This window comes from Pseudomonas citrullilanati (genome assembly GCF_030580855.1).
In the GTDB taxonomy this organism is placed as follows: domain Bacteria; phylum Pseudomonadota; class Gammaproteobacteria; order Pseudomonadales; family Pseudomonadaceae; genus Aquipseudomonas; species Aquipseudomonas citrulli.
Genome location: NZ_JAUQOP010000007.1, coordinates 36,409 through 62,405 on the forward strand (window position 1 = coordinate 36,409; position 25,997 = coordinate 62,405).

Consider the following 25,997-nt stretch of genomic DNA (forward strand, 5'->3'; position numbering starts at 1 on the left):
TCCATGCCCGCGGCTCAGGCCGGCAGCGGGCGGGTATCGGGCGTGGCGTCGAACACGGGCGTGCCGGGCTGGCGGGTCAGCCTGAGCGCGTTCAACACCACGGTCAACGAACTGATGGACATGCCGACCGCCGCCCACACGGGGGTAATCCAGCCGAGGGCGGCGAACGGCAACATGAGGCCATTGTACAGGGCCGCCCACACCAGGTTCTCGAGGATCACCCGGCGCGTGCGCCGGGCCAGCGCGAAGGCGTGGATAAGGGCGTCGAGGCGGTTGGACAGCAGCACGGCGTCGGCGCTGGTCTTGGCCAGGTCCGTGGCCGAGCCCATGGCGACGCTGATGTCCGCCGCCGCCAGCACCGGCACGTCGTTCACCCCGTCGCCGAGCATCAGCACCTTGCGGCCTTGCTGGTGCAACTGCTGCAACACGGCCAGCTTGTCATCCGGACGCAGGCCGCCCCGCGCCTCGTCGATGCCCAGTTCGGCGGCGACGCTGGCCACCATCGGCGAACTGTCGCCCGACAGCAGCACGGTCCGCCAGCCCCTGGCGTGGCAGGCCGCCAGCAAGGCCGGGGCATCGGCGCGCAGGCGGTCATCCAGGACCAGCCAGGCCAACGGCCCGCTGGCATCGCCCAGCAACAGCCACTGCCCGGGTTCGTCCGGCATTGGCGGGACTGCCGCGCCGCTCAACTGGCAGACGAACGCGGGCTGGCCGATACGCAAGCGTTGGTCTTCCACCAGGCCTTCGAGGCCCAGCCCGGGGCTGCTCTGCACGTGCTCGGCCGCCACCGGCGCGCGGCCGAACGCGCGGGCGATGGGGTGCTCGGAGCGGTTTTCCAGGGCGGCGGCCAAGGCCAGGCACTGGTCGCTGTCGAGGGCGCCCAGTGGCCGGATGGTGCGCAACGCCAGGCGACCTTCAGTGAGCGTGCCGGTCTTGTCGAAAATCACCGTGTCGATCTGGTTCAGGCCCTCCAGCACATGGCCGCGGGTCAGCAGCAGGCCGAGCCTGTGCAGGGTGCCGGTGGCGGCGGTGAGGGCGGTCGGCGTGGCAAGGGACAGCGCGCAAGGGCACGTGGCCACCAGCATCGCCAGGACAATCCAGAAGGCCCGCGAGCCATCCAGCTGCCACCACAACAGGCCGATGGCCGCCGCGGCAACCAGGGAGAACAGCAGGAACCACTGGGCGGCGCGGTCGGCGATCTCCGCCAGTCGCGGCTTTTCGGCCTGGGCCCGCTCCAGCAGGCGGACGATGGCCGACAGGCGGGTGTCCTGGCCCAGCGCGAGCACTTCCACGGTCAACGCGCCTTCGACGTTGAGCGTGCCCGCCGTGACCGCATCGCCCGCCTGGCGCGGTTGCGGCAGGTATTCGCCGGTCAGCAGCGACTCATCGATACTGGACTGGCCTTCGAGGATCCTGCCGTCGGCCGGCAATACCGACCCGGGATGCACCAGCACCCGGTCGCCGTTGCGCAATTCACTGAGCAGGATGCGTTCGCCCTGGCCGTCATCCGCCAGGCGCAGGCATGAGGCCGGCAGCAGGTTGACCAGTTGCGCGGTGGCTGCGGCGGTGCGTTCCCGGGCGCGGCGCTCCAGGTAGCGGCCGGCCAGCAGGAACAGGGCGAACATGCCCACGGCATCGAAATACAGTTCGCCGACACCGGTGATCGACGTCCAGATTCCGGCGATGTAGGCACTGCCGATGGCCAGGGACACCGAGACGTCCATGGTCAGGTGGCGGGTGCGCAGGTCGCGCATGGCGCCCTTGAAGAACGGCGCGCAGCTGTAGAAGACGATGGGCGTGGTGAGGAACAGGGCCACCCAGCGCAGGATGGTGTGCATCTCCGGGCTCAGGTCGATGTTGAATTCCGGCCAGGTGGCCATGGTCGCCATCATCGCCTGGAACCACAGCAGCCCGGCCACGCCCAGTTGGCGCAGGGCCAGGCGGTTCTGTGCCGCCAGTTGCTCGCTGGCCTGGTCGGCCTGGTAGGGGTGGGCGACGTAGCCGATCTGACGCAATTCGGCGAGCAGCGTGCTCAGCGGCAGTTGAGTGTCGGCCCAGCGCACCTGCAAGCGATGATTGGACAGGTTCAGCCGCGCCTCGGCCACCGCCGGCAGGCTGCGCAACTGCTTTTCGATCAACCAGCCGCAGGCGGCGCAACTGATGCCTTCCATCAACAGGGTGGTTTCGGCCAGCTCGCCCTCATGGCGCACGAACGATTGCTGTACATCAGGGCGATCGTACAGCGCCAGCTCGTCGGTCAATTGCACCGGCAGGGTCTCGGGGTTGGCCGACGCTTCGCTGCGATGCAGGTAATAACTTTCCAGGCCGCCGGCGACAATCGCCTCGGCCACCGCCTGGCAACCCGGGCAGCACAGCTCACGGGTTTCACCGAGGACAACGGCGGTGAAGCGACTGCCGGGAGGGACGGGCAGGGCGCAGTGGTAGCAGGGCTGTGGCGTGGTCATGGGTATTCACATATCGCAGCTTTCTAGGCATTTGAAATCGCTTCGCGAGCAAGCTCGCTCCCACAGGGGTTATGTGAACAACACAAATCCACTGTGGGAGCGAGCTTGCTCGCGATTTGCGCGAAGCGCGGTCACTTATTTTTTCAGGTCTTCAGCGCCTTGCAGCGGTTCATCGCCCAGCAGGATGTCCTGGTCATGGTTGACCTGTTCTTCTTCGAACAGCCGCCAGGTCTTGTCGTTTTCCATGCCCAGCAATTCGACAAAGCGCCGGCCGTCGATCTTGTCCGCCAACTGGCCCACGTAGCGTCCCGGCTCGCTGTCGTTGCGGGTCAGGACGATCTTACGGTCCTTCTCCGGTTGGGTCGGGGAAATCAGGCTCAGTTCCAGGGTCTGGGGGCGGCTGTTGCCGCTCAGGCGCAGGTTGACTTCGCCGGTGACGTCGTCCAGTTGCACGTTGGCATGCAGTTGCAGGGTCTGGGCCAGCAACTCGCGCTCCAGGGAGCGGTTGATGCCCTTGCCGGCTTCGTAATAGTTGTCGTTGACCAGGTTGTCCGGGTTCTTCACCGCAATGGTCACCATCGTCAGGCTCAGCGTCACCGAACAGGTCAGGATCCCGATGATGATCCACGGCCAAAGGTGCTTGTACCAAGGACTGGTGGCGGTTGCTGCAGGCATGTTCAGTTCTCTCAACGAGTTTGTGGGCCGATGAATCGGCTCTTGGCTTCGACGTGAACGCTTTCGTCATCGGCATCCTTGAGGATGAAGGTCACCTCGTTGGTGCTCGATGGCAGTTGGTCCGGTGCGCTGGACAATTCGACCGGCTGGCTGAAGATCTCGCCGGCCGCGACCTTGATTTCCCTGCGGCCTTGCAGCTTCAGGTCCGGCAGGCCGGCGGCTTCCAGGACGTAGGTGTGGTCGCGCTGGTCCTTGTTCATGATCTTCAGGCTGTAGACGTTCTCGATCCGGCCCTCGGCGTTCTCGCGGTACAGCACGCGGTCCTTGCTGACGTCGAAACCCACCAGCGAGCGCATGAAGAAGGCCGTCACCAGCAAGCTGATCATCGCCAGCAACACCAGGGCATAACCGATCAGGCGCGGGCGCAGTTTATGGGTTTTTTGCCCCGACAGGTTGTGTTCGGTGGTGTAGCTGATCAGCCCGCGTGGGTATTCCATCTTGTCCATGATGTTGTCGCAGGCATCGATGCACGCCGCGCAGCCGATGCACTCGATCTGCAGGCCGTCGCGGATGTCGATCCCGGTCGGGCAGACCTGGACGCACATGGTGCAATCGATGCAGTCGCCCAGGCCCAGGGCCTTGTAGTCGACGCCTTTCTTGCGCGGGCCACGGCTTTCGCCACGACGCGGGTCGTAGGAAACGATCAGGGTGTCCTTGTCGAACATCACGCTCTGGAAGCGGGCGTAGGGACACATGTAGATGCACACTTGCTCCCGCAGCCAGCCGGCGTTGCCGTAGGTGGCGAGGGTGAAGAAGCCGACCCAGAAGTACGACCAACCGTCGGCCTGGCCGGTGAAGAATTCGAACACCAGCTCGCGAATCGGCGTGAAGTAGCCGACGAAGGTCATGCCGGTGACGAAACCGATCAGCAGCCACAGGCTGTGCTTGGCGAACTTGCGCAGGAACTTGTTGGCGCTCATGGGCGCCTTGTCGAGCTTGATGCGCTGGTTGCGGTCGCCTTCGGTGACCTTCTCGCACCACATGAAGATCCAGGTCCACACGCTTTGCGGGCAGGTGTACCCACACCAGACTCGGCCGGCGTACACCGTGATGAAAAACAGGCCAAAGGCCGCGATGATCAACATCCCGGACAGCAGGATGAAATCCTGGGGCCAGAAGGTGGCGCCAAAGATGAAGAACTTGCGTTCCGGCAGGTTCCACCAGACGGCCTGGTGGCCGCCCCAGTTCAGCCAGACCGTGCCGAAATACAGCAGGAACAGGAACGCACCACCGAGCATCCGCAGGTTGCGGAACAGGCCGGTGAAGGCGCGGGTGTAGATTTTTTCCCGAGAGGCATACAGGTCGACGCTTTTGTTCGCGTCCTTGGCAGGCGGGGTGACGTCATGTACCGGAATCTGGTTACTCATCAAGATGCATCCCACGGCAGTGGAAAAGTGCCAAGGCCAGTACGTGCCGGCCACGGTCACAAAAGGGTGTTGCAGTGGCGCAATGATACGCCTGTCGCTCTAACTCAAGGGTGCGACCTTTGGTCGCGTTGGGTGCAAGGGTCGAATGGTGTAGCGGATGTAACAAGTCATGATCCAGATCAATTGACTTGTCGAGTATAGCCGTCCAGTCGTCGCGAACGGCGCCAATGCATGCCCATTGGCGCCCTTGAAGACCTACCGCACGGCGATGGTATGAGTGGCCACAGGGTTGCGCCAATCGTTGTCGGCGACGACATTGACCGTCAGGTGTCTGCGGTCGTCGGAGACCTTGACGTACAGCCAGGTTTTCCGGGCGGCCGAGCCACTGTTGAACAACGGCACGTCGCCGTAGAGGTAGTTGTGCGGGTAAAGCCCGTGCTTGCTCTTCCCATCGCTGGAAAACACGGCGGTGACGCCATGATCCTCGATCATCCGCTTGAAGCGCGCGATGTCGGCTTCCAGGGCCGGCCAATGGAATGGCTGGTTCAGGTTCAACAGAATGATTTTGCCTTGGGCACGCGCCTGCTGCAGATCGCGCTCCAGCCAGTCGAGCGACGCGGTGATCTCGTAGGCGGTGGTGTTGAAAACGGCGTGGGTGGAAAAATTCACCGAATAGGTGGGCTGGCCATGTAGCTGGACCAAGTGGATGTCGCCAAAATCCCGGGCATAGGCCAGGCTGCCGTACCAGGTTTTCGTCAGGCCCGAAGCCCTGGCCGACCAGTCCATGTTCGGCACTTTTCCCCAATACCGTTCCTTGAGGTCATCGACACTGCCGGCCGCGCAAGCGGCGCAACTGTCGACGTTGAAGTCGTAGTCATGAAGGCCCAGGCCATAGTCATAGACATTGTTCAATTTATTCTGCAGGACGGCCTTGATATAGGCACGCTCGCTGGCGTGGCCTGTTTTCGTCAGGTTGCCATTGACCATGACAGGCACCGCGGCCGGGCCCCCCGACTGCGCACGGAATTCGGCGATGCTGGCGTACTGGGCCTCGATCAGCCCGCGGGAACGGGAAGCCGTTTCGCCGGCCGATTCGATTGCGCCACTTTCGGATTTTTCACTGGAGGGATATTTGGGGCTGGCGGCCAATACGATATGGCTCGGTGGTATGTCTGCCGCCAGTGAATGTGTAATAGGGAGGCTGCAGCCAAGCAGCAGGGCTGATAGAAGCTTCAAGCAGGCCAGTTTTTTCATGGAAATCCTTTTCTATGAAGTGTGGGTGTGTTGTTCCTGGAGCGACTCTAGCGAGGCACACTTGCCCGCGCCAGGGTGGGCCGCGCTTGCATTGATAGTGTTTGTGTCGGTGAGCGCGGGATGAGCCTCAACCATCGGATACCACCGCCAACCGTGTGGAAGCGAGCCTGCTCGCGAAGGTGATGGGGCAGGTTGATATCACGTGGCGAGGGCGCTTGCTCCCGTGCGGCGGCGCAGCCGTCGTAAACCGGCTGTGCGGTTTGCCTGGAAGAAAGTGTCATCTTTTACGGGGCTGCTACGCAGCCCAGCGGGGATAAATCCCCTCGCCACAGGTGGGGGGTAGCGACTGGCGCGGGTCGACGTTGTCCAGCATCGGGTTGGCAAGCAATGAGCTTGGTTCGATCAGTTGCTTCTACTGGCTGTACAGGATGTTGTAAAACGTGGTTTGCCTATCCTTGACCGAGGAGAGATCGTGACCCGTTGGGACTTTTTCGAAAAGCGCTTTGCTGACCGCCATCCGACGCATGATGATCACCTCCAGCAATTGTCCGAACAACGTTTCGTCACGGACGTGTTTTTTCAGTTTCAGGATTTCGCGAGGCGTGTCTTTCAGGATGTGAAAGGCGTAATTCATCACGATCATATTGGAAACGAACAGATTTGCCGTCGACTGAAGCGGATTGACCGCGTCGATCAACGCATCGAATATTGTTTGGGGGCCCTGAGCATACGTGCGTAGAAACACGTCGGGGTACATGAGTTCGCTGTGACGATCATTGATCGCGAAACGGTAAGCGGTATCGTCGGGCTCGGTGAGTAATCTGACTGTGTTTGTTTGAAATGTTTTCAACGTACTGAGCAGTTCATGCTCTTTCCTGCTGTCGGCCTTGATCGCTTTGTAGACCCGATCAATCACATCCAGAAAAGCCACGGACCCTAGCCCATCGGTCGCCATCACCAGCTGATTGCCCTCGATGCTGAACCGACGATACGCCTCGTCATCAATGCTCAGTTCGAAGAGCAGGAACCTGAGCGCGTAGTTCCTGAGGTGCGCATCCGCATCCTCGGTACTGTTCTTCAAGCTGATCAGTTGGATCAGGTAGAAGAAAATAAAGTATTCCTTGTTGGTTCTCTGGCGGTTGTCGATTTCCAGCAGATAGCCAAGGCGCGACAGGACCAGGACGAGGGCGTAGCAGTCGGGTTCCGTGAAACCATTTTTCAACATGGATTTTTCGAAAGCGCTGACGGAGAACAAATCATGCCAGCGGCTAACGCTGAAGGGCGCGCCATTGTGTTTTCTGGCGACAACGCTTAGCAGCGAAGGCTCTTCCTCTTTGTAAAAGACAGCGTCCAGCGCCTTCGGACAGGGCCGGGCGTTCAGGAAGTTTTCAAGCTTGTATGAGAGAAGATCGAATATGTCCATCTGGTGTTATCCGCAGGTCTTCCATTTTCCGTTCGGGCCTTTCTTCTCGACCCGGAATGACGTAATGGTTTTATTGAATTTATCCAATAATCGGAAACCGATGCCTCTGGCCTTGGGCTCATTCGTCTTGGACAGCACGCCATCTTTCAGACCTGTCTCTTTATAGTCAACGGTAGAGATGTCCTTGTGGTTATTGAGCATGCTGACCCCTTCGTTATTGACGGTGGCCACTACCCGATACTTTTCATTGCCTGGGTTGAACCCTGGGTTACTGTCCTGATTGACCCAGACTGCTTTTTCTCCCCTGATATTCGGAACCAAACCGCCTTTGCCTCCGTTGGCAGCCTTGGATGAGACCGTTTCGCTTTCGCCCATGTAGCGGATAATCTCATTCTCTTTGAGCCCCAGCGGGTCGATCCAGGTAAATGGATTCGGTGCGTAGCGATAAAGATTCAGGCTTGCGGCCAGGCCCAACGGGTCGGGGGTGATAAAACGGCCTATGTCGGGATCATAGAAGCGGAAGGTGTTGTAGTGCAGGCCTGTTTCCCGGTCCAGGTATTGTCCCTGAAAGCGCAGGTTCTGTTCTTCGATGTAGTACGGCTCACGGACTTCATCGAGGGTGTTGCCCCATACCTGATAGTGAGCACGCCACAGCGGGTGGCCGTCACTTTCCGTCAAGACCTGTGGTAGGCCATTGGGGTCGTTGTGGTAATAGCGGATGCGTTGATGCTCGCCGATGCCGTCGACCCGGGCCAAGGGCTCGTGATTGTCGCCAATGTAGAGGTACAGGCTGGTCAGGCTATTCTTATGTTCCTTGAGTAATTGCAGGCCGTCCCAATCGAAACGCGTGCAGGCGATGAGACGCCCGTTGTCGTCGTGTTCGGTTTTCTCGATCCTCCGGCCCAACGGGTCATAGCGCATCCTGACAGTGTTTTCACCGCCGGATTTGTGCGTTCGAACTTCAACCAGCCGATGATCCGAGTCGTAACTGAAGCGCTGCAGGCCATACCGCCTGCTGCGCTTTTCTATCATTCGACCAAAACCATCGTAGCGATAGTGCTTATCCTGAAAACTCTTGAGCTGGTTGTGCGTTACCCGCCCACCCGTACCGGTTGAACTGTCGAGGAGATTGGCGGCGGCGTCGAAGGAAAATGTTTCATTCTGGCCTTGTCGAGTGCCCTGGCTTGCCAGAATCCGACCTGTCACGTCGTAGTGCAGCCATTGGCGTTGTTGACCCTGTGGCTGGCGTTCAAGACGCCCCACCAGGTGGTCGCCAGGATCAAACTCAAAATGGGTCTGCTCTGCGGCAGGCATCAACGACAGCTGGCTGGTGTGCCGACGGTGGCGGCTGCGTAAGCGCCCGCTACGGTCATACTCACTCCGGGTGCTGATTTGGCCTTGGGTGCGCAGCACCTCTCGATGCAGCCGATCGCGTTCGAAGTCGCTGATGATGTGGCCGTCGAGGTTGATTTGGTGCAGATGACCACTGCCGTAGTACAGGCGGTTGATCCAACGACCATCGGGCAGTTGGGTCTGGATCAGGTTGCCGAGTTCGTCGTAGTGATGCTTCAGAACGCCTGCTGAACTCTGCTCCTCGATCAGGTAACCCAGCGCGTCATAAGCGAAGCCCAGTCGTTGTTCGTTGCCGTCCTTATCGATGACGGTGGCTTCGATCAGCTGATTCAACGGGCTATAGCTGTAACGGGACTGTCCATCCGGTGTAATTCGGGTAGTCAGCCGGCCAATGGCATCACGCTCCAGATGATGAACAAGGGGCTTTTCACTGGGCTGATGACCACTTCGCGGCGCCGCGACGGTTTCGACTCGTTTTACGTTGTTGAGGGCGTCGTAGGTATAGCCCTTGGCGCTGCCATCAAGGTTGCGCTGTTCGGTCAAGCGATCCCCGGCATCCCAGGCAAACCGGTAGCTTTCGCCATTCTCGTTGATCAGCGCTTGCAGCCTTCCAAAGCTGTCGTAGGCAAATTGCACCTGCCGGCCCTGGGCGTCGGTGCGCTGGCGGACCTGACCGCGGCGGTTGTGTTGGTAGAGCGTGGTATGTCCAGCCGGGTCGGTGTAACCGGTCAACTGGCCGGCGATGTCGCGCTGGTAGTGCTCGGTGCGGCCGTCCGGCAATTGGCTGCCGAGCAAGCGCCCTTGGGCGTCATAGCTGAACTGGGTGCGCTCGCCGAGGGCGTCGGTGATGGTGTGCAGGTAACCGCGTGCGTCGTAGCTGAAGCGTGTCGGGTAGCCTGAGCAATCGATGTGTTCCACCAATTGCCCGAACGGGTTCCAGCGCAATTTCTTGCTCTTGCCGGTGGCATCGATGATTTCCACGACCTGGCCGTGGGCGTCGTAGCGGTAGCGGGTGACATGCCCCAGCGGATCGGTTTCGGCGATGCAGTTGCCGCGCTGATCGTAGCGGTACCTCCAACTGTTGCCGGCGGCGTCGATGTCGGCCAGCGGCAGGGCCCAGTGTTCGAGCCAGAGGGTAGATTCGCTGCGGCCCAACGGGTCGGTTTCGCTGATCAGGTTGCCGGCTTCGTCGTAGCTGAATGAGTACTGGCCGCCCTGTGGATCGGTGGCACTGAGCAACTGGCGTTCATCGTTCCACTCGAACCGCCACGTCTGGCCGAGGTTGTCGCTGAATTGGGTGATCTGGTGCTGGCTGTTCCACTGCCGAATGCTGATCCGTTGCAGGCTGTCAGTGATACGGGTGGTGCCGGCTGTGAGGTCATAGTCGAACTGGTAGGCGTCGCCTTCGTCGGTCCAGTGCCGCACCACGCGCCATTCCCGGTCGTCGATCAGGGCCCATTCGTAGAAGCAGTGCAGGCCGGCGGGCAACTGGTGTTCGACCATGCGTTGCCCGGCGTCGTAGCGGAAACGCCGTTGCACCTGGCCGGTGGCGTCGTGTACTTCAGCCAGATTGCCCAAGGCGTCGTAGGCGTAGCTGACCAGGACTTCCCGGGATTGGTCGGGGTACAGGCGTTCGATGTGGGTGACGCGTTCGCCTTCGCGGATCAGCTCTACTTGCACCAGATCAAACGTATCGCGCAGCCGCACCAGGCGTCCGGCGTCGTCGTAGTCGAGGTGGATGCGGTTGTCGTTGCGGTCACCCAACTGGTTCAGGCGCAAGTGCGATGGGTTGGCTGGCGTGGGTTCGAACAAGCGGTACAGGCCGTCGTCGCTTTCGATCAGCAATTGCCCGCTCACATGGCGGCGCACGGCCAAACCTTCGCCGGCGCTGAATACCGCGCCGCCCAAGGGAATCGAGCCCATGTCGATGGGCCGACCCTGTTCGTCGGTGTAGACCAGGGTGTCGCCGCCCTCCGGGTGGGGCAGTATCTCGACGCAGACTTCATAGGCGACGCTCCAGCCGGGGCCGAACAACGTGTCGCGGCGTTCGTCCCGGCTGTTGTACACGCGCTGCCAGTCGATCGGCAGGATGCCGGGCAAGACGAAATCCAGGTCTTCGGCACCGCCCAGGACCTTGGCCCCCGTGGCGGCATGCACCGGATTCGACGAACCCATGGCGGCGTTGGCCGCCGCGTTCACCGCGCTGCTGGCGGCCATGGACACCGCGCCGCCCACCAACATGCACGGCAGCTTGCTGAAGAACTTGCCCTTGCCGCCCTTGAGCATCAGCAGCGCGGTGACCGCCAGGCCGACGCCCGGGGTCTTGCCGCTGCGAATCTCGCGCACCACCACCGAGCCGCCGCCAATGGTCACGTTGGGCGAAATCAGCCCGGCCGACACGACCGTCGCATCGCAGGTGCTGCGGTCGCCGCTGCGCACGGCGGGCTGGCCGTTGATGGTGACCTTGTCCGACCCTTCGGCCATGAACTGCGGCGGCATTGGTGGATGCTTGGTGCAGATGACCAGGTCTTCCGGCTTGGGTACGGCGCCGGGGGCGGGCACCGCGACGGTGGGGCGCCACATCTGCGAGAAGAATTCCCCGGCCATGTCCAGGTAGCTGGGTTCTTCTTCAGGCGTGGGCGCTTCCAGTTCGGTGCCGGCCGGGGCGACATGGGACTCGATCGCCCCGGCGGCGCGGGCGGCGGGGATGTTGTTGGTGAGGGTGTCGGTGGAACCGGTGAGGATGTTGGCCTGCACCGTGGGCGGGAAGAGGGCGTTGCCGATGCTCTCGCATAAATGGCTCAAGCCTTTGTCGGCCCCGGTCTTGCTCATCGCCAGGCCGACGATGGTCCCCACCACCAGGCCGAGGACGAAGCAACCCAGGCCGCCGGTGACCACGGTGATGCCGGTGGCCGCGACCACGGCGGCGGTGGCGACGGCGGTGATCGCGATGTTGGCCGCCACCTCCAGGACGCCGCCGAGGATGTCGGCCATCATCGAAGTGTGGTTCAGTGCATCGCCCAGGCGGGCCGCCCAGAGCGCGTCAGACATGCACGTTGCCCGTGCGGTGGGCGATGGGGTCCAGCGCTGTGAGGCCTTCCATTGTGCCTTGTCTCCTTGGCAATCGTGGCTTGCGTATCCGTGCGAGCGGGCATTGGATCATCTCGCGACGCATCAGGCAATCTTGGTCAATCATCCTGGGCAGGCGTTGTATCGCCGTGTCAGGCCACCCACGGGTTGAGCAGCGCAACCCCGCTGGCCTCGAAGTCCGCGACGTTGCGGGTGACCACGGTCAAGCCATGGACCAGTGCCGTGGCGGCAATCAGTGCATCGCATTCGTTGCTGCGATCAGGCACGTGCAGGCGTGCGCAGCGCAATGCCACGGCGCGGTCGACGGTCAGGATCCTGCCGGCAAAGGCCGGCAAGACATGGTTGTCCAGCCAGGCACGCAGGCGGCTGCCCTGGCCCGGATCCTTGCGTTCGAAGCGCAGCACTCCGGTTTCCAGTTCCAATACGGTGATCGCCGAGAGATACAGGCTGGGGGCTGCCACGCTCCGGGCCCAGGCTTGCACGTTCTTGTCCGCCTGGGGTTTGCGCAGTTCCGAGATGACGTGGGTGTCGAGTAGATACATCAGGACAGGTCTACCGCTCGAGGAGAGATGACGGCGCGCTCGGTCTCGAAGTCGATGTCCGGCGCATCGGGCATGACCAGCAACTCGACGATGCTGGCGTTGACGCCGGTGAGTTTCTGGTACTCCTCAATGCTTAGCAGTACGTGGGCCGGCTTGCCACGGTCGGTGATGATGACCGGCCCTTCGCGGGTCGCTTTTTTGGCACCACTTGTGTCGTGGTTGAATTCGCGGCTGGAGATGGTGGTGATGGACATGGCCGTGCCCCGTCGAATCGAATGTAGGCACGTTACTACTTGAATCGCATGGCCGCAATGCAGAGGGCTGCCTTCCATCGGGCCGGCCATGAAAAAGGCCCCGTCAACGGGTATTGACGGGGCCTCTGGTGTTTCAGGTACACAACTTACTGGGCGTCAGCGGCCGGGGCCTTTTCGCCGTGGGACAGGCTGTAGACATAGGCGGCCAGCAAGTGGACCTTGTCGTTGCCTTGCAGGTCGGCCTGGGCCGGCATCTGGCCCTGGCGACCGTAGCGGATGGTCTGTTGCAGCTGGGCGAAGCTCGAACCGTAGATGAACGCGGCAGGGTGGGTCAGGTCAGGCGCACCCATGGCCGGCGTGCCCTTGCCGGCCGGACCGTGGCAGGCCACGCAGTTGGCCGCGAACAGCTTCTGGCCGTTGGCCGGATCGGCCTTGGCGCCTTCCGGCAGCTTGCGACCGTGCAGGCTGGTCACCAGGTAGGAAGCCACGTCGGCAACGCCTTGTTCGCCGACCACGGCAGCCCAGCCCGGCATGACGGCGTGACGACCGCCCATGATGGTGGTCTTGATGGTTTCCGGCTCACCGCCCCAGCGCCAGTCGGCGTCGGTCAGGTTGGGGAAGCCGTAGGCACCCTTGGCGTCGGAACCGTGGCAGACCGAGCAGTTGGAGGCGAACAGGCGGCCACCCATCTTCAAGGCTTGCGGGTCCTTGGCGACTTCTTCGATCGGCATGGAAGCGAACTTGGCGAAGATCGGACCGAACTTGGCGTCCGAGCGAGCCATTTCCTTTTCCCATTCGTGAACGCCCGTCCAACCGGTCTGGCCGTTGGCGAAAGCGGTCTGCTTTTCGGTGTCCAGGTAGTTATAGCCGGGCAACAGGCCTTTCCAGTTGCCCAGGCCCGGGTAGAGCACCAGGTAGCCGAGGGCGAACACGATGGTGCCCACGAACAGCATGAACCACCATTTCGGCAGCGGGTTGTCGTACTCCTCGATCCCGTCGAAGGAGTGGCCGACCGTCTCTTCGGTGGCTTCGCTGCGTTGGCCCTTGCGGGTCGACAGCAGCAGCCAGGTCAGGGAGAAGATCGTTCCCAGGCTGAGGACTGTGACGTACAGACTCCAGAACGTAGTCATTCTTTGTTACTCCTAGAAGCTTGCTCGACGTGCTTGATGGCTTCGGGATCATCCGCGAACGGCAGCAAGGTCGCGTCGTCAAACTCCGACTTGCGCTTGGGGCTGAATACCCACAGGGCCAGGCCGATGAAAGCCACCATCACGACGACGGTACCCAGGCCGCGAATCATCCCGATATCCATTAAGAATCACCGTTTGCTTTTGATGATGGTGCCCAGGCCTTGCAGATAGGCCACCAGCGCGTCCATTTCAGTCTTGCCCTTGACGGCATCCTTGGCACCGGCGATGTCTTCGTCGGTGTAAGGCACGCCCAGGGTGCGCAGGACTTCCATTTTTTTCGCAGTGTCTTTGCCGTCGAGCTTGTTTTCTACGAGGAACGGGTAGGCCGGCATCTTCGATTCCGGCACAACGTTGCGCGGGTTGTACAAGTGCGCACGGTGCCAGTCATCGGAGTAGCGGCCGCCAACGCGGGCCAGGTCCGGACCGGTACGCTTGGAACCCCACAGGAACGGGTGGTCCCAGACGCTTTCGCCGGCGACCGAGTAGTGGCCGTAGCGTTCGGTCTCGGCGCGGAACGGACGGATCATCTGCGAGTGGCAGCCGACACAGCCGTTGGCGATGTAGATGTCGCGGCCTTCCAGTTCAAGGGCGGTGCGCGGCTTCATGCCTTCGACCGGCTTGTTGGTGACGTCCTGGAAAAACAGCGGAACGATCTGGGTCAGGCCGCCGACGCTGACGGCGATGACCATGAAGAAGGCCAGCAGGCCGATATTCTTCTCTACTGCTTCGTGCTTCATCAGTGAGCTCCAACTACGGCGATCTTGGCGGCGGCTTCAGCTTCAGCCGGGTCAGAGGCACGAACGGTGCGGTACACGTTGTAGGCCATGAACAGCATGCCGCTGGCGAAGAACGCGCCGCCCAGGGCACGCACGATGTAGCCAGGGTGGCTGGCCTGCAGCGCTTCCACGAACGAGTAGGTCAGGGTGCCGTCGTCGTTGATTGCACGCCACATCAGGCCCTGGGTGATGCCGTTGACCCACATCGAGGCGATGTAGAGCACGGTGCCGATGGTCGCGAGCCAGAAGTGCGCGTTGATCAGGCCGGTGCTGTGCATCTGCGCACGACCGAACAGTTTCGGGATCATGTGGTAGATGGCGCCGATGGAAATCATCGCCACCCAGCCGAGCGCGCCGGCGTGTACGTGGCCGATGGTCCAGTCGGTGTAGTGGCTCAGGGAGTTGACGGTCTTGATGGCCATCATCGGGCCTTCGAAGGTCGACATGCCGTAGAACGCCAGGGACACCACCAGGAACCGCAGGATCGGGTCGGTGCGCAATTTATGCCAGGCACCCGAGAGGGTCATCATGCCGTTGATCATGCCGCCCCAGCTGGGGGCCAGCAGGATGATCGACATCGCCATGCCCAGGGATTGGGCCCAGTCCGGCAGCGCGGTGTAGTGCAGGTGGTGAGGGCCGGCCCAGATGTACAGGGTGATCAGCGCCCAGAAGTGGACGATGGACAGGCGATAGGAATAGATCGGACGCTCGGCCTGTTTCGGCACGAAGTAGTACATCATCCCCAGGAAACCGGTGGTCAGGAAGAAGCCCACGGCGTTGTGGCCGTACCACCACTGGATCATCGCGTCGGTCGCGCCCGAGTAGGCCGAGTACGACTTGAACAGGCTGACCGGCAGCGACATGTGGTTGACGATGTGCAGCATGGCCGTCACGACGATGAAGGCACCGTAGAACCAGTTGCCGACATAGATGTGCTTGGTCTTGCGCTTGACGATGGTGCCGAAGAACACCAGACCGTAGGTCACCCAGACGATGGCCAGCAGGATGGCCAGGGGCCATTCCAGTTCCGCGTATTCCTTGGTGGTGGTGAAACCCATGGGCAAGGTCACGATCGCGCCGACGATGACCGCTTGCCAACCCCAGAAGGTGAAGGCGGCGAGGCTGTCGGAGATCAGTCGCGTTTGGCAGGTTCGCTGCACGACGTAGTAAGAAGTGGCAAACAACGCACAACCACCGAAGGCGAAGATCACCAGGTTGGTGTGCAGCGGGCGCAGGCGTCCAAATGTCGTCCATGGCAGATCGAAGTTCAACTCCGGCCAGACCAGTTGCGAGGCGATGAAGACACCGAGCCCCATGCCAAGGATCCCCCAGACCACCGTCATGATGGCGAACTGGCGGACTACCTTATAGTTATAAGCAGTCGGACTGATTGCTGTGCTCATTCTAAGGTTCCACGGTTTGGGTGTTTTATTAGGATAAAAATCGGTCGCAAGTATGGAGAAAGCGGGGGGTCATTGCAACGCGCCATGACCTGGGTCAATGCTTTCCGACGCTGATTCTGCGGCCTTTCCATGTTCCGTGTAGGGACAAAATCGGCCCTCGGAAAAATGTCGCGACACAGGAAAGAGGCGAGGGGCTCAGGTCGGTTGTAACGGGGTGTGTTCAGACGCTGCGTTCGAGGGAGGCCGGGCAATTCTCGCAACTGCCGGTATTCCTTGCCTTTGCGGGTTTTTCAGTCGAACGATTGTCGAACACATCGGGTCGGGTCGACCTGAAACGGCAGTCGCCAGTGCACGCAAAGGCAAGCTTAGACCCGATTCGAAGGAACCGAAAGAAAGACCTTGGGAGGGGTGCGACAAAAAGAAGCAGGAGGCGGGGAGCTGCAAGCTTCGAGTGGGTACTCGTCGCTTGCAGCTTTTGTTTCTTGGTTTACTGGGCGCTCACCGTTTGCGGCTGGGCGCTCGACGGCTCGTTGTTTTTCGACAGGCTGTAGACGTAGGCGGCCAGCAATTGCACCTTGTCATTGCCGAGCATTTCATTCTGCGCCGGCATATGGCCTTGGCGACCATGGCGAATGGTCTGTTGCAACTGGGCCAGGCTGGTGCCGTAGATGAAGCCGGCTGGTTGCGTCAGGTTGGGCGCGCCCATGGCTTCGGTGCCCTGGCCAGTGGCGCCGTGGCAGGCGACGCAGGTGGTGTTGAAGGCCTGCTGGCCGGCTTGCAGGTCGGCGCCGCTGTCCGCCGGCAGCGGCAGGCCGGCCAGGTCGTGGCGTACGTACGCCGCGACATTCTTGACCCCGGCATCCCCCAGCACTTCACCCCAGGCCGGCATCGCCGCCATGCGCCCCCCCAGGATGGTGGCCTTGATGGTCTCGGCTGCGCCGCCCCAGCGCCAGTTGTTGTCGGTCAGGTTCGGGAAGCCGAAGGCACCCTTGGCGTCGGAACCATGGCAGACCGAGCAGTTGGAGGCGAACAGGCGGCCACCCATCTTCAGCGCCTGGGGATCCTTGGCGACTTCTTCCACGGGCATCGAGGCGAACTTGGCGAAGATCGGCCCGAACTTGGCGTCGGCCTTGGCCATTTCCTTTTCCCATTCATGGGCACCGGTCCAGCCATCCTCGTAGCCGGGCAGGATGCCTTTCCAGTTGCCCAGGCCCGGGTACAGGACCAGGTAGCCGACGGAAAACACCAGGGTGCCGGCGAACAACAGGAACCACCATTGCGGCAGCGGGTTGTCGTACTCCTCGATGCCGTCGAAGCTGTGGCCCATGGTCTGGTCGACGCTGCCCTTGGTCTCGCCCTTGCGGGTGCCGATCAGCAGCCAGGTCAGGCCGATCAGGCTGCCGAGGGTCAGTACGCAGATCCACGTACTCCAGAAGGTGGTCATGGCCGGGTACTCCTTGTTGCAGGGTCTTGGGGATTGGCGGTGTCGGCGGGCGGCTCGTCGGCGAACGGCAACAGGCGTGCCTGGGCGAATTCCGGGCCGCGCTTGCTGCTGAACGCCCACAGGAGCAGGCCGATGAAGGCGACGAAGACCACGATCGTGCCCAGCCCGCGGATCATTCCAGTGCTCATTTCAAGAAACATGGGGCTCACCTCTTGCTCTTGATGGCAGTGCCGAGCACTTGCAGGTAGGCCACCAGGGCATCCATCTCGGTCTTGCCCTTGAGCGAAGCCACGGCGCCGGTGATGTCATCGTCGGTGTATGGCACGCCGAGGGTGCGCATGGCCCGCAGCTTGGTCTCGGTGTGGCTGCTGTCCACGGCCTGGGTCACCAGCCATGGGTAGGCGGGCATCTTCGACTCGGGCACGACGTTGCGCGGGTTGTACAAGTGCGCGCGGTGCCAGTCGTCGGAGTAGCGTGTGCCGACGCGGGCCAGGTCCGGCCCGGTGCGCTTGGAACCCCACAGGAACGGGTGGTCCCAGACGCTTTCGCCGGCCACCGAGTAGTGGCCGTAGCGCTCGGTCTCGGCGCGGAACGGACGGATCATCTGCGAATGGCAGCCGACGCAGCCTTCACGGATGTAGATGTCGCGGCCTTCCAGTTGCAGGGCGGTGTAGGGCTTCATGCCGTCCACTGGCTTGTTGGTCACGTCCTGGAAGAACAGCGGCACGATCTGGGTCAGGCCGCCGATGCTCACGGCCAGGACCATCAGCAGCATCAGCAGGCCGACGTTTTTTTCGATTGTTTCGTGTTTCATGGCGGACTCCTCAAGCCATCTGCGCGGCAGCGGCGGCTTCGGCAGGCTGGTAGGCCCGCACGGTGCGCCAGGTGTTGTAGGCCATCAGCAGCATGCCGGTGAGGAAGACTGCGCCGCCCACCAGCCGTACGATGAAGCCCGGGTGGCTGGCCACCAGCGTCTCGACGAAGGAATAGGTGAGCGTGCCGTCCTCGTTCACCGCGCGCCACATCAGGCCCTGGGCGATGCCGTTGACCCACATCGAGGCGATGTAGAGCACGGTGCCGATGGTCGCGAGCCAGAAGTGCGCGTTGATCAGGCCGATGCTGTGCATCTGCGGCCGGCCGAAGACTTTCGGGATCATGTGGTACAGCGCGCCGATGGAAATCATCGCCACCCAGCCGAGCGCGCCGGCGTGTACGTGGCCGATGGTCCAGTCGGTGTAGTGGGAGAGGGCGTTGACGGTCTTGATGGCCATCATCGGGCCTTCGAAGGTCGACATGCCATAGAACGCCAGGGACACCACCAGGAACCGCAGGATCGGGTCGCTGCGCAACTTATGCCAGGCGCCCGACAGGGTCATCATGCCGTTGATCATGCCGCCCCAGCTGGGGGCCAGCAGGATCAGCGACATCACCATGCCCAGCGATTGCGCCCAGTCCGGCAGCGCGGTGTAGTGCAGGTGGTGGGGACCTGCCCAGATGTACAGGGTGATCAGTGCCCAGAAGTGAACGATGGACAGGCGATAGGAATACACCGGGCGCTCGGCCTGTTTCGGCACGAAGTAGTACATCATCCCCAGGAAGCCTGCGGTGAGGAAGAAGCCCACGGCGTTGTGGCCGTACCACCATTGCACCATCGCATCCGTGGCCCCGGCGTACACCGAGTAGGACTTGGTCAGGCTCACCGGCAGTTCCAGGTTGTTGACGATGTGCAGGATCGCCACGGTCAGGATGAACCCGCCGAAGAACCAGTTACCCACGTAGATGTGCTTGGTGTTGCGCTTGGCCACGGTGCCGAAGAAGACGATGGCGTAGGCGACCCAGACAATGGTGATCAGGATGTCGATGGGCCATTCCAGCTCGGCGTATTCCTTGGAACTGGTGTAGCCCAGGGGCAGGCTGATGGCCGCCAGCAGGATCACCAGTTGCCAGCCCCAGAAGCAGAAAGCGGCGATTTTCGGCGCAAACAATTGGGTCTGGCAGGTGCGTTGCACCGAGTAGAACGAACTGGCGAACAACGCGCAGCCACCAAAGGCGAAGATCACCGCGTTGGTGTGCAGCGGGCGCAGGCGGCCGAAGCTGGTCCAGGGCAAATCGAAATTGAGCTGCGGCCAGACCAATTGGGCGGCGAGAAAAACCCCGAGCCCCATGCCGACGATGCCCCACACCACCGTCATAATGGCGAATTGGCGGACCACCTTGTAGTTGTAGGCGGTACTGATAGAAGTGTTCATGGTTCCCCATCCACGGTTCAGCCGAAGTGAGCGCCTGCGCAAGGCAGGGCGGCGTTCTTCGCCTGGAGTTATAGGCAGACTAAAAGCGAGGCAAGCATGGACAAACAGCACAAGGCCAGTATTGACGGGGATCAATGGGCGCGGTGCGTGGAGCAACACGGCTGGCTGTGGACGGCCGCGCAACCGGGCACGGGGACCACGCCGCCGACCCTGATCCTCGCCCACGGCGCCGGTGCACCGATGGACAGCGGTTTCATGGAACAAATGGCTGCGCGCCTTGCCGCGCGGGGCGTCAACGTGCTGCGCTTCGAGTTTCCCTACATGGCCCAGCGGCGCCAGGACGGTGGCAAGCGCCCACCCAACCCGGCGCCGAAACTGCTGGAATGCTGGCGCGAGGTGTACGCCACGGTGCGGCCTTATGTCGCTGGACGGCTGGCCGTGGGTGGCAAATCCATGGGCGGGCGCATGGCCAGTTTGCTGGCCGATGAGTTGGGCGCTGATGCGCTGGTGTGCCTGGGTTATCCCTTCTATGCGGCGGGCAAGCCGGAGAAACCGCGGGTCGAGCACCTGGCGACCTTGCAGGCCCGGACCTTGATCGTCCAGGGTGAGCGTGACGCGCTGGGCAATCGGCAGGCGGTGCAGGGCTACAGCTTGTCACCGAATATCGAAGTGTTTTGGCTGGTGGCCGGGGACCATGACTTGAAGCCGTTGAAGGCGTCGGGGTTCAGTCATGAGCAGCATCTGGAGGCGGCGGCGTCGAGGGTGGCGGAATTCCTTCTTCGAGAGTGACAGCGCCTGCCCTGGCCTCATCGCGAGCCTGCTCGCTTCCACATTGGAATGCATTTCAATGTGGGAGCGAGCTTGCTCGCGATAGCGGCCTATCAGGCAATAAAAAACCCGGAAGCTTTCACTGTCCGGGTTTTGGGTCGACCCATTGAAGTCAGCGGTTGAACCGCTCCACCAGCGAATACTGCGAGTTGGCCGTGCGGGTCAGTTCTTCGCTCAGCAGCGCCGAGCTGTGGGCCTGCCCCGAGGTCTGGTCGGCCAGCTCCGAGATATTGCTGATGTTGCGGCTGATCTCCTCGGCCACCGAGCTTTGCTCTTCGGTCGCGGCGGCGATCTGGGTGGTCATGTCGGTGATGTTGGCCACCGCTTCGCTGATGCCCACCAGTGCCTGGTCCGCTTCCATGACCCGCGCCACCCCCTCTTCGGCCTGGCGATGGCCGGCGTCCATGGTTTGCACGGCGTTGGTGGCGGTCTGCTGGAGCTTGGCGATCAGGGCATGGATCTGCCCGGTGGATTCGCTGGTGCGTTGCGCCAGTTGTCGCACTTCGTCGGCCACCACGGCAAAGCCGCGGCCCATCTCGCCGGCACGAGCCGCTTCGATGGCGGCGTTCAGGGCCAGCAGGTTGGTCTGGTCGGCGATGCCCTTGATCACGTCCACCACGCCGCCGATCTCGTCGCTGTCCTTGGCCAGTTGGGTCACGGTCTGGCCCGTTTCACCCACGACCACCGACAGGCGCTCGATGGCCTCGCGGGTTTCCCCGGCAATGTCGCGCCCGCGCCCGGTCAGGCGATTGGCTTCCTGGGTCGCGTCGGCGGTGCGCTGCACATGGCTGGCGACCTCCTGGGTGGTGGCGGCCATCTGGTTGACCGCGGTGGCGACCTGTTCGGTTTCCAGGCGCTGGCGTTCCAGGCCGCTGGAGCTGTCGTGGGCCAGGGTGTTGGACTGGCGAGCCTGGTCGTTGAGGTGCTCGGCGGTGTCTTGCAATCGGGTCAGGCAGGTTTTCAGGCGTGCTTCCTGACTGAGGATCGACATCTCCAGGCGTGCCTGGGCGCCGCGGCTGTCGGTGTACATCTGGGCGATCAACGGGTCGGACGTGGTCTGTTCGGCCAGGCGCAGCAGGCGCTTGATCCCGCGTTGCTGCCATTGCAGCCCCATCAGGCCCAACGGCACCGACAACACCGCCGCGAGGGCGAAGCCCCAGTGGGAATTGAGGAACGCGCCCACGACGAAGCTCAGTTGGCTGACCAGGATGAACGGCAGCCAGTCCTGCAGCAGCGGCAGCCATTTGTCGCTGCGCGGGATCGCCGGCTTGCCCTGGTTGATGCGTCGATACAGCGCTTCGGCCCGGCTGATCTGTTCAGCGGTAGGCTTGACCCGTACCGACTCGTAGCCGACCACCTGGTTGCCCTCGAACACGGGCGTGACGTAGGCGTTGACCCAGTAATGGTCGCCGCTCTTGCAGCGATTCTTGACGATGCCCATCCATGGCAAGCCTTGTTTCAGGGTGCCCCACATATGGGCGAACACGGCTGAAGGAACGTCGGGGTGGCGTACCAGGTTGTGCGGTGAACGAATCAGTTCCTCCTTGGAAAACCCGCTGATCTCGACGAATGCATCGTTGCAGTAGGTGATCACGCCTTTGGCGTCGGTGGTGGAAATCAATCGTTGCTGGGCCGGGAAGGTCCTTTCGCGTTGGGTAATGGGTTGGTTATTACGCATGGTGTATAGATCCACAAGGCTTTCAAAGGTTGTCGGCGTCGTCAGGTTTTAGTTGAAGTTATTTTTGCCTGTCGCTATCACGCCAGCATCGGGTAGGTAAATAGGGCGAAATGAAGCAGGTTGAGGAGAAAATGCGTGGCGATGGCCGCGCCCAGGCCACCGAAGCGGTAGGCCAGGCCATAACCGATCCCTGCCAGGCCCGACAACAGCACCCATTGCCAACCGGCGCCGGCGTGCACCAGGCCGAACAGCAGCGAGGCCAGGAGCAAGGCCAAGTTGTCGCCGTAGGGCAAATGCCTGAAGCGCCGGCCCAGGCCTCCTTGAATGTAGCCACGAAACAGCGCTTCCTCCACCAGCGTCACCAGTAAAAGATTGTTGGCCAGCCAGATCCATGCCTGGTCGGGCCATTTCGGTGCCCAGTGGATCATGCCCAGCAGCAGCGCCCCGCCCAGTGCAAGGACCGCGCTCAAGCCCAGGCCGAGGGCCGTGGCGTAGACCGCCAGGCGCAATGAGCGTCGGCCGACGATCCACGGACAGGCCAGGAGCAGCCAGAAGCCGATCAAGGGTTTGTCCTGGTTCAGGTACATGGCGAACCGCGCGGCGTCGTCGGTCAGGCGCTGCGGGGCGATCGCCCGCCCGTTGAAAAAGCCGGGCATCCAGTGCATCGCCAATGCCAGGGCCATCACCAGGAACAGGGCATGCCCGAGAAACCGGCCGATCGGCATCGATGGCTGGCGAACGGCATAGCCGGCGAACAGCAGCAAGGCGACGGTAATGACGGCCGTCCACGCCAGTTGCCCATAGGCCAGGGCCATGGCATAGCCAAGTGAGAGAAGGGCCAGGTACGGCCAGGGGAGAGCGGGCATACAACATCCTTTTAGGCGGTGGAGCTTCGGGCGAACGTGGCCGCCGCGTCTACGACGCTGCCATGTCGCGCAAAGAGCACAATGGGTGTCCGCGCCGACTCAAGGGCAGGCGTGGGCACTCGCTGGCTGACGCCGTTCCTTGAGCGTCAGTGGGGGAGGGATTATAGGCAGGCTGAGACAAAGAGGGTGATAGATAGCGTCTTCCAAGGACAGACCGGTGGGAGCGAGCCTGCTCGCGAATGCCGTTTATCCGTCATCCCTTCATGAGGGACCGATGGTATTCGCGGGCAGGCCCGTTCCCACGGGATCGTGTTTACCCGGCGATCAGCTGGCGCAGGACGTAATGCAGGATCCCGCCCGCCTTGAAGTATTCCACTTCATTGAGCGTGTCGATCCGGCACAGCACCTCGATCCGTTCCTGGCGCCCGTCCTCGCGGGTGATCACCAGGGGCAGGTTCATCCGCGGGGTCAGTTCGACGCCGTCCAGCCCGAGGATGTCCAGGGTTTCCTTGCCGGTGAGGTTCAGGCTCTTGCGGTTCTGGTCGAGCTTGAACTGCAAGGGCAGTACGCCCATGCCCACCAGGTTGGAGCGGTGGATACGCTCGAAGCTTTCGGCGATCACCGCCTTGACCCCCAGCAGGTTGGTACCTTTGGCCGCCCAGTCGCGGCTCGAGCCGGTGCCGTACTCCTGGCCGGCGATCACCACCAAGGGGGTGCCGGTGGCCTGGTAGAGCATGGCGGCATCGTAGATCGGCATTTTTTCGCCGCTGGGGATGTAGATCGTGTTGCCGCCTTCTTCGCCATCGAGCATCTCGTTGCGAATGCGGATGTTGGCGAACGTGCCGCGCATCATCACCTGGTGATTGCCGCGCCTCGAACCGTAGGAGTTGAAGTCCCGCGGCTCCACGCCTTGTTCGCGCAGGTAGCGACCGGCCGGGCTGTCGGCCTTGATGTTGCCGGCCGGGGAGATGTGGTCGGTGGTGACCGAATCGCCGAGCAGCGCCAGGACCCGGGCGCCTTCGACGTTCTTGATGACCGGTGGCGGCCCGCCAATGCCATCGAAGAACGGTGGGTGCTGGATATAGGTCGAGTCGTCCTGCCAGACGTAGGTCGCCGCTTGCGGCACTTCGATGGCCTGCCATTGTTCGTCACCGGCAAACACGGCGGCGTATTCCTTGTGGAACATGCTGGTGTTGACCTGGGCCACGGCGTCGGCGACCTCCTGGCTGCTCGGCCAGATATCGCGCAGGTACACCGGCTTGCCGTCCCGGTCGTTCCCCAGGGGCTCGCTACTGATGTCGATGCGCACGGTGCCGGCCAGGGCGTAGGCCACCACCAGCGGTGGCGAGGCCAGCCAGTTGGTCTTCACCAGGGGATGGACCCGGCCTTCGAAATTGCGGTTGCCCGACAACACCGACGCGACGGTCAGGTCGGCTTTCTGGATGGCTTTCTCGATCGGGTCCGGCAGCGGCCCCGAATTGCCGATGCAGGTGGTGCAACCGTAGCCCACCAGGGCAAAGCCGAGTTGGTCCAGGTACTCGGTCAGGCCGGCGGCCTTGTAGTAGTCGGTGACCACCTTGGAGCCGGGCGCCAGGGAACTCTTGACCCAGGGTTTGCGCGTCAGGCCCTTTTCCACGGCTTTCTTGGCCAGCAACCCGGCGGCCATCATCACGCTGGGGTTGGACGTGTTGGTGCAGGAGGTGATGGCCGCGATGACCACCGCGCCGTTCTTCAGCCGATGGGTGTGGCCTTCGTATTCATACTCGGCTTCGCCGACCTGGTCGGCATTGCCTACCGCGACCCCGCCACCGCCTTCGCTTTCCAGGCGGCCTTCCTCCTTGCTGGTGGGCTTGACCTGCAAGCCGAGGAAGTCGCTGAAGGCCTGGCCGACGTTGGGCAGCGAGACCCGGTCCTGAGGGCGCTTCGGACCGGCGAGGCTGGCCTCGACGCTGCCCATGTCCAGCGCCAGGGTGTCGGTGAACACCGGCTCCAGGCCAGGCAAGCGCCACAGGCCCTGGGCCTTGCAGTAGGCCTCCACCAGTTTCACGGTTTCCGCTGGCCGCCCGGACAGGCGCAGATAATCCAGGGTCACTTCGTCCACTGGGAAGAAACCGCAGGTGGCGCCGTATTCCGGGGCCATGTTGGCGATGGTGGCGCGGTCGGCCAGGGGCAGGTCGGCAAGACCGTCGCCATAGAACTCGACGAATTTGCCCACCACGCCTTTCTTGCGCAGCATCTGCGTGACCGTCAGCACCAGGTCGGTGGCGGTGATGCCTTCGCGCAGTTTGCCGGTGAGTTTGAACCCGATCACCTCGGGGATGAGCATCGACACCGGTTGGCCGAGCATGGCCGCTTCCGCTTCGATCCCGCCGACGCCCCAGCCCAGTACGCCGAGGCCGTTGATCATGGTGGTGTGGGAGTCGGTGCCCACCAAGGTGTCGGGAAAGGCATAGGTGCGGCCGTCTTCTTCTTTAGTCCACACGGTGCGGCCCAGGTACTCGAGGTTGACCTGGTGGCAGATGCCAGTGCCCGGTGGCACCACGCTGAAGTTGTCGAAGGCACTCTGGCCCCAGCGCAGGAAGGCGTAGCGTTCGCCGTTGCGTTGCATTTCGATGTCGACGTTCTGCTCGAACGCCTGGCTGCTGGCGAATTTGTCCACCATCACCGAGTGGTCGATCACCAGGTCCACCGGTGACAGCGGGTTGATTCGCTGGGGATCGCCGCCGGCCTTTTCCACGGCGGCACGCATGGCGGCCAGGTCGACCACCGCCGGGACGCCGGTGAAGTCTTGCATCAGTACCCGGGCCGGACGGTATTGGATCTCGCGGTCGGAGCGCCGGTCCTTGAGCCACCCGGCCACGGCCTTGAGGTCGGCCCCGGTGACGGTTTTTTCATCTTCCCAGCGCAGCAGGTTCTCCAGCAGCACTTTCAGGGACATGGGCAGCTTGTCCAGGTCGCCCAGGCTGCGGGCAGCGTCCGGGAGACTGAAATAGTGGTAGGTCCTGGCGTCGACTTGCAGTGTTTTAAGGGTCTTCAGGCTATCGAGGGACGGCATTGAAATCACTCCTTTGAGTCCGCAC

At 62.4% G+C, this 25,997-nt stretch carries 20 protein-coding genes; 1 reads left to right on the forward strand and 19 read right to left on the reverse strand.

The features are described 5' to 3' along the window. Positions 1–14 precede the first annotated feature (14 nt). The 16 genes from Q6A48_RS07645 to ccoN (Q6A48_RS07720) form a co-directional block, all read right to left on the reverse strand. Positions 15–2,465 carry a heavy metal translocating P-type ATPase gene (locus Q6A48_RS07645; RefSeq protein ID WP_304553233.1) on the reverse strand — a complete coding sequence of 817 codons (2,451 nt, stop codon included), beginning with the start codon at positions 2,463–2,465 and terminating at the stop codon, positions 15–17. Between the two features lie 135 nt (positions 2,466–2,600). After that, positions 2,601–3,140, reverse strand: coding sequence for a FixH family protein (locus Q6A48_RS07650; protein ID WP_304553234.1), 540 nt, complete (start codon positions 3,138–3,140; stop codon positions 2,601–2,603). A gap of 11 nt (positions 3,141–3,151) precedes the next feature. Next, positions 3,152–4,567, reverse strand: coding sequence for a cytochrome c oxidase accessory protein CcoG (ccoG, locus tag Q6A48_RS07655; RefSeq protein ID WP_304553235.1), 1,416 nt, complete (start codon positions 4,565–4,567; stop codon positions 3,152–3,154). 255 nt (positions 4,568–4,822) lie between these two features. After that, a complete protein-coding gene (locus Q6A48_RS07660; protein WP_304553236.1) occupies positions 4,823–5,716 on the reverse strand; it encodes a phosphoesterase in 894 nt (297 codons plus the stop codon). Between the two features lie 517 nt (positions 5,717–6,233). After that, on the reverse strand, positions 6,234–7,244 hold the full coding sequence (locus Q6A48_RS07665; RefSeq protein WP_304553237.1) for a hypothetical protein: 1,011 nt from the start codon (positions 7,242–7,244) through the stop codon (positions 6,234–6,236). A 6-nt stretch (positions 7,245–7,250) separates the two neighbouring features. Further along, entirely contained in the window at positions 7,251–11,648 is a 4,398-nt protein-coding gene (locus tag Q6A48_RS07670; protein ID WP_304553238.1) for an RHS repeat-associated core domain-containing protein, read from the reverse strand. A gap of 170 nt (positions 11,649–11,818) precedes the next feature. After that, on the reverse strand, positions 11,819–12,229 hold the full coding sequence (locus Q6A48_RS07675; protein WP_304553240.1) for a type II toxin-antitoxin system VapC family toxin: 411 nt from the start codon (positions 12,227–12,229) through the stop codon (positions 11,819–11,821). Further along, positions 12,229–12,483: a type II toxin-antitoxin system Phd/YefM family antitoxin gene (locus Q6A48_RS07680; RefSeq protein ID WP_304553241.1), complete on the reverse strand. Its 255-nt coding sequence runs from the start codon at positions 12,481–12,483 to the stop codon at positions 12,229–12,231. The genes Q6A48_RS07675 and Q6A48_RS07680 overlap by 1 nt, the downstream gene beginning before the upstream one ends. A gap of 146 nt (positions 12,484–12,629) precedes the next feature. After that, the gene (gene ccoP / locus Q6A48_RS07685) at positions 12,630–13,613 is read right to left on the reverse strand and encodes a cytochrome-c oxidase, cbb3-type subunit III (RefSeq protein ID WP_134923491.1); all 984 of its coding nucleotides are present in this window, start codon (positions 13,611–13,613) and stop codon (positions 12,630–12,632) included. Then, positions 13,610–13,795 carry a CcoQ/FixQ family Cbb3-type cytochrome c oxidase assembly chaperone gene (locus Q6A48_RS07690; protein ID WP_003183474.1) on the reverse strand — a complete coding sequence of 62 codons (186 nt, stop codon included), beginning with the start codon at positions 13,793–13,795 and terminating at the stop codon, positions 13,610–13,612. The genes ccoP (Q6A48_RS07685) and Q6A48_RS07690 overlap by 4 nt, the downstream gene beginning before the upstream one ends. 6 nt (positions 13,796–13,801) lie before the next feature. After that, positions 13,802–14,410 (reverse strand): cytochrome-c oxidase, cbb3-type subunit II, encoded by a 609-nt coding sequence (ccoO, locus tag Q6A48_RS07695; RefSeq protein WP_129391555.1) that lies wholly within the window; start codon positions 14,408–14,410, stop codon positions 13,802–13,804. Then, a complete protein-coding gene (ccoN, locus tag Q6A48_RS07700) occupies positions 14,410–15,852 on the reverse strand; it encodes a cytochrome-c oxidase, cbb3-type subunit I (RefSeq protein ID WP_304553253.1) in 1,443 nt (480 codons plus the stop codon). The genes ccoO (Q6A48_RS07695) and ccoN (Q6A48_RS07700) overlap by 1 nt, the downstream gene beginning before the upstream one ends. A gap of 487 nt (positions 15,853–16,339) precedes the next feature. Beyond that, positions 16,340–17,296, reverse strand: coding sequence for a cytochrome-c oxidase, cbb3-type subunit III (ccoP, locus tag Q6A48_RS07705; protein WP_304553255.1), 957 nt, complete (start codon positions 17,294–17,296; stop codon positions 16,340–16,342). Then, the gene (locus Q6A48_RS07710; protein ID WP_042731116.1) at positions 17,293–17,496 is read right to left on the reverse strand and encodes a cbb3-type cytochrome oxidase subunit 3; all 204 of its coding nucleotides are present in this window, start codon (positions 17,494–17,496) and stop codon (positions 17,293–17,295) included. The genes ccoP (Q6A48_RS07705) and Q6A48_RS07710 overlap by 4 nt, the downstream gene beginning before the upstream one ends. 5 nt (positions 17,497–17,501) lie before the next feature. Then, positions 17,502–18,110 (reverse strand): cytochrome-c oxidase, cbb3-type subunit II, encoded by a 609-nt coding sequence (gene ccoO, locus Q6A48_RS07715; RefSeq protein WP_304553258.1) that lies wholly within the window; start codon positions 18,108–18,110, stop codon positions 17,502–17,504. A 10-nt stretch (positions 18,111–18,120) separates the two neighbouring features. Continuing rightward, positions 18,121–19,545: a cytochrome-c oxidase, cbb3-type subunit I gene (ccoN, locus tag Q6A48_RS07720; protein WP_304553259.1), complete on the reverse strand. Its 1,425-nt coding sequence runs from the start codon at positions 19,543–19,545 to the stop codon at positions 18,121–18,123. Positions 19,546–19,641: 96 nt separating this feature from the next. Between ccoN (Q6A48_RS07720) and Q6A48_RS07725 the strand changes: the two genes are divergently transcribed. Continuing rightward, positions 19,642–20,334, forward strand: coding sequence for an alpha/beta family hydrolase (locus Q6A48_RS07725; protein ID WP_304553260.1), 693 nt, complete (start codon positions 19,642–19,644; stop codon positions 20,332–20,334). 151 nt (positions 20,335–20,485) lie between these two features. Here Q6A48_RS07725 and Q6A48_RS07730 read toward each other — a convergent pair whose 3' ends face one another. The 3 genes from Q6A48_RS07730 to acnA form a co-directional block, all read right to left on the reverse strand. Further along, positions 20,486–22,051 carry a methyl-accepting chemotaxis protein gene (locus Q6A48_RS07730; protein ID WP_304553261.1) on the reverse strand — a complete coding sequence of 522 codons (1,566 nt, stop codon included), beginning with the start codon at positions 22,049–22,051 and terminating at the stop codon, positions 20,486–20,488. 77 nt (positions 22,052–22,128) lie between these two features. After that, a complete protein-coding gene (locus Q6A48_RS07735; RefSeq protein WP_304553263.1) occupies positions 22,129–22,917 on the reverse strand; it encodes a CPBP family intramembrane glutamic endopeptidase in 789 nt (262 codons plus the stop codon). A 313-nt stretch (positions 22,918–23,230) separates the two neighbouring features. Then, a complete protein-coding gene (gene acnA, locus Q6A48_RS07740) occupies positions 23,231–25,972 on the reverse strand; it encodes an aconitate hydratase AcnA (RefSeq protein ID WP_304553265.1) in 2,742 nt (913 codons plus the stop codon). Between the last annotated feature and the right edge of the window lie 25 nt (positions 25,973–25,997).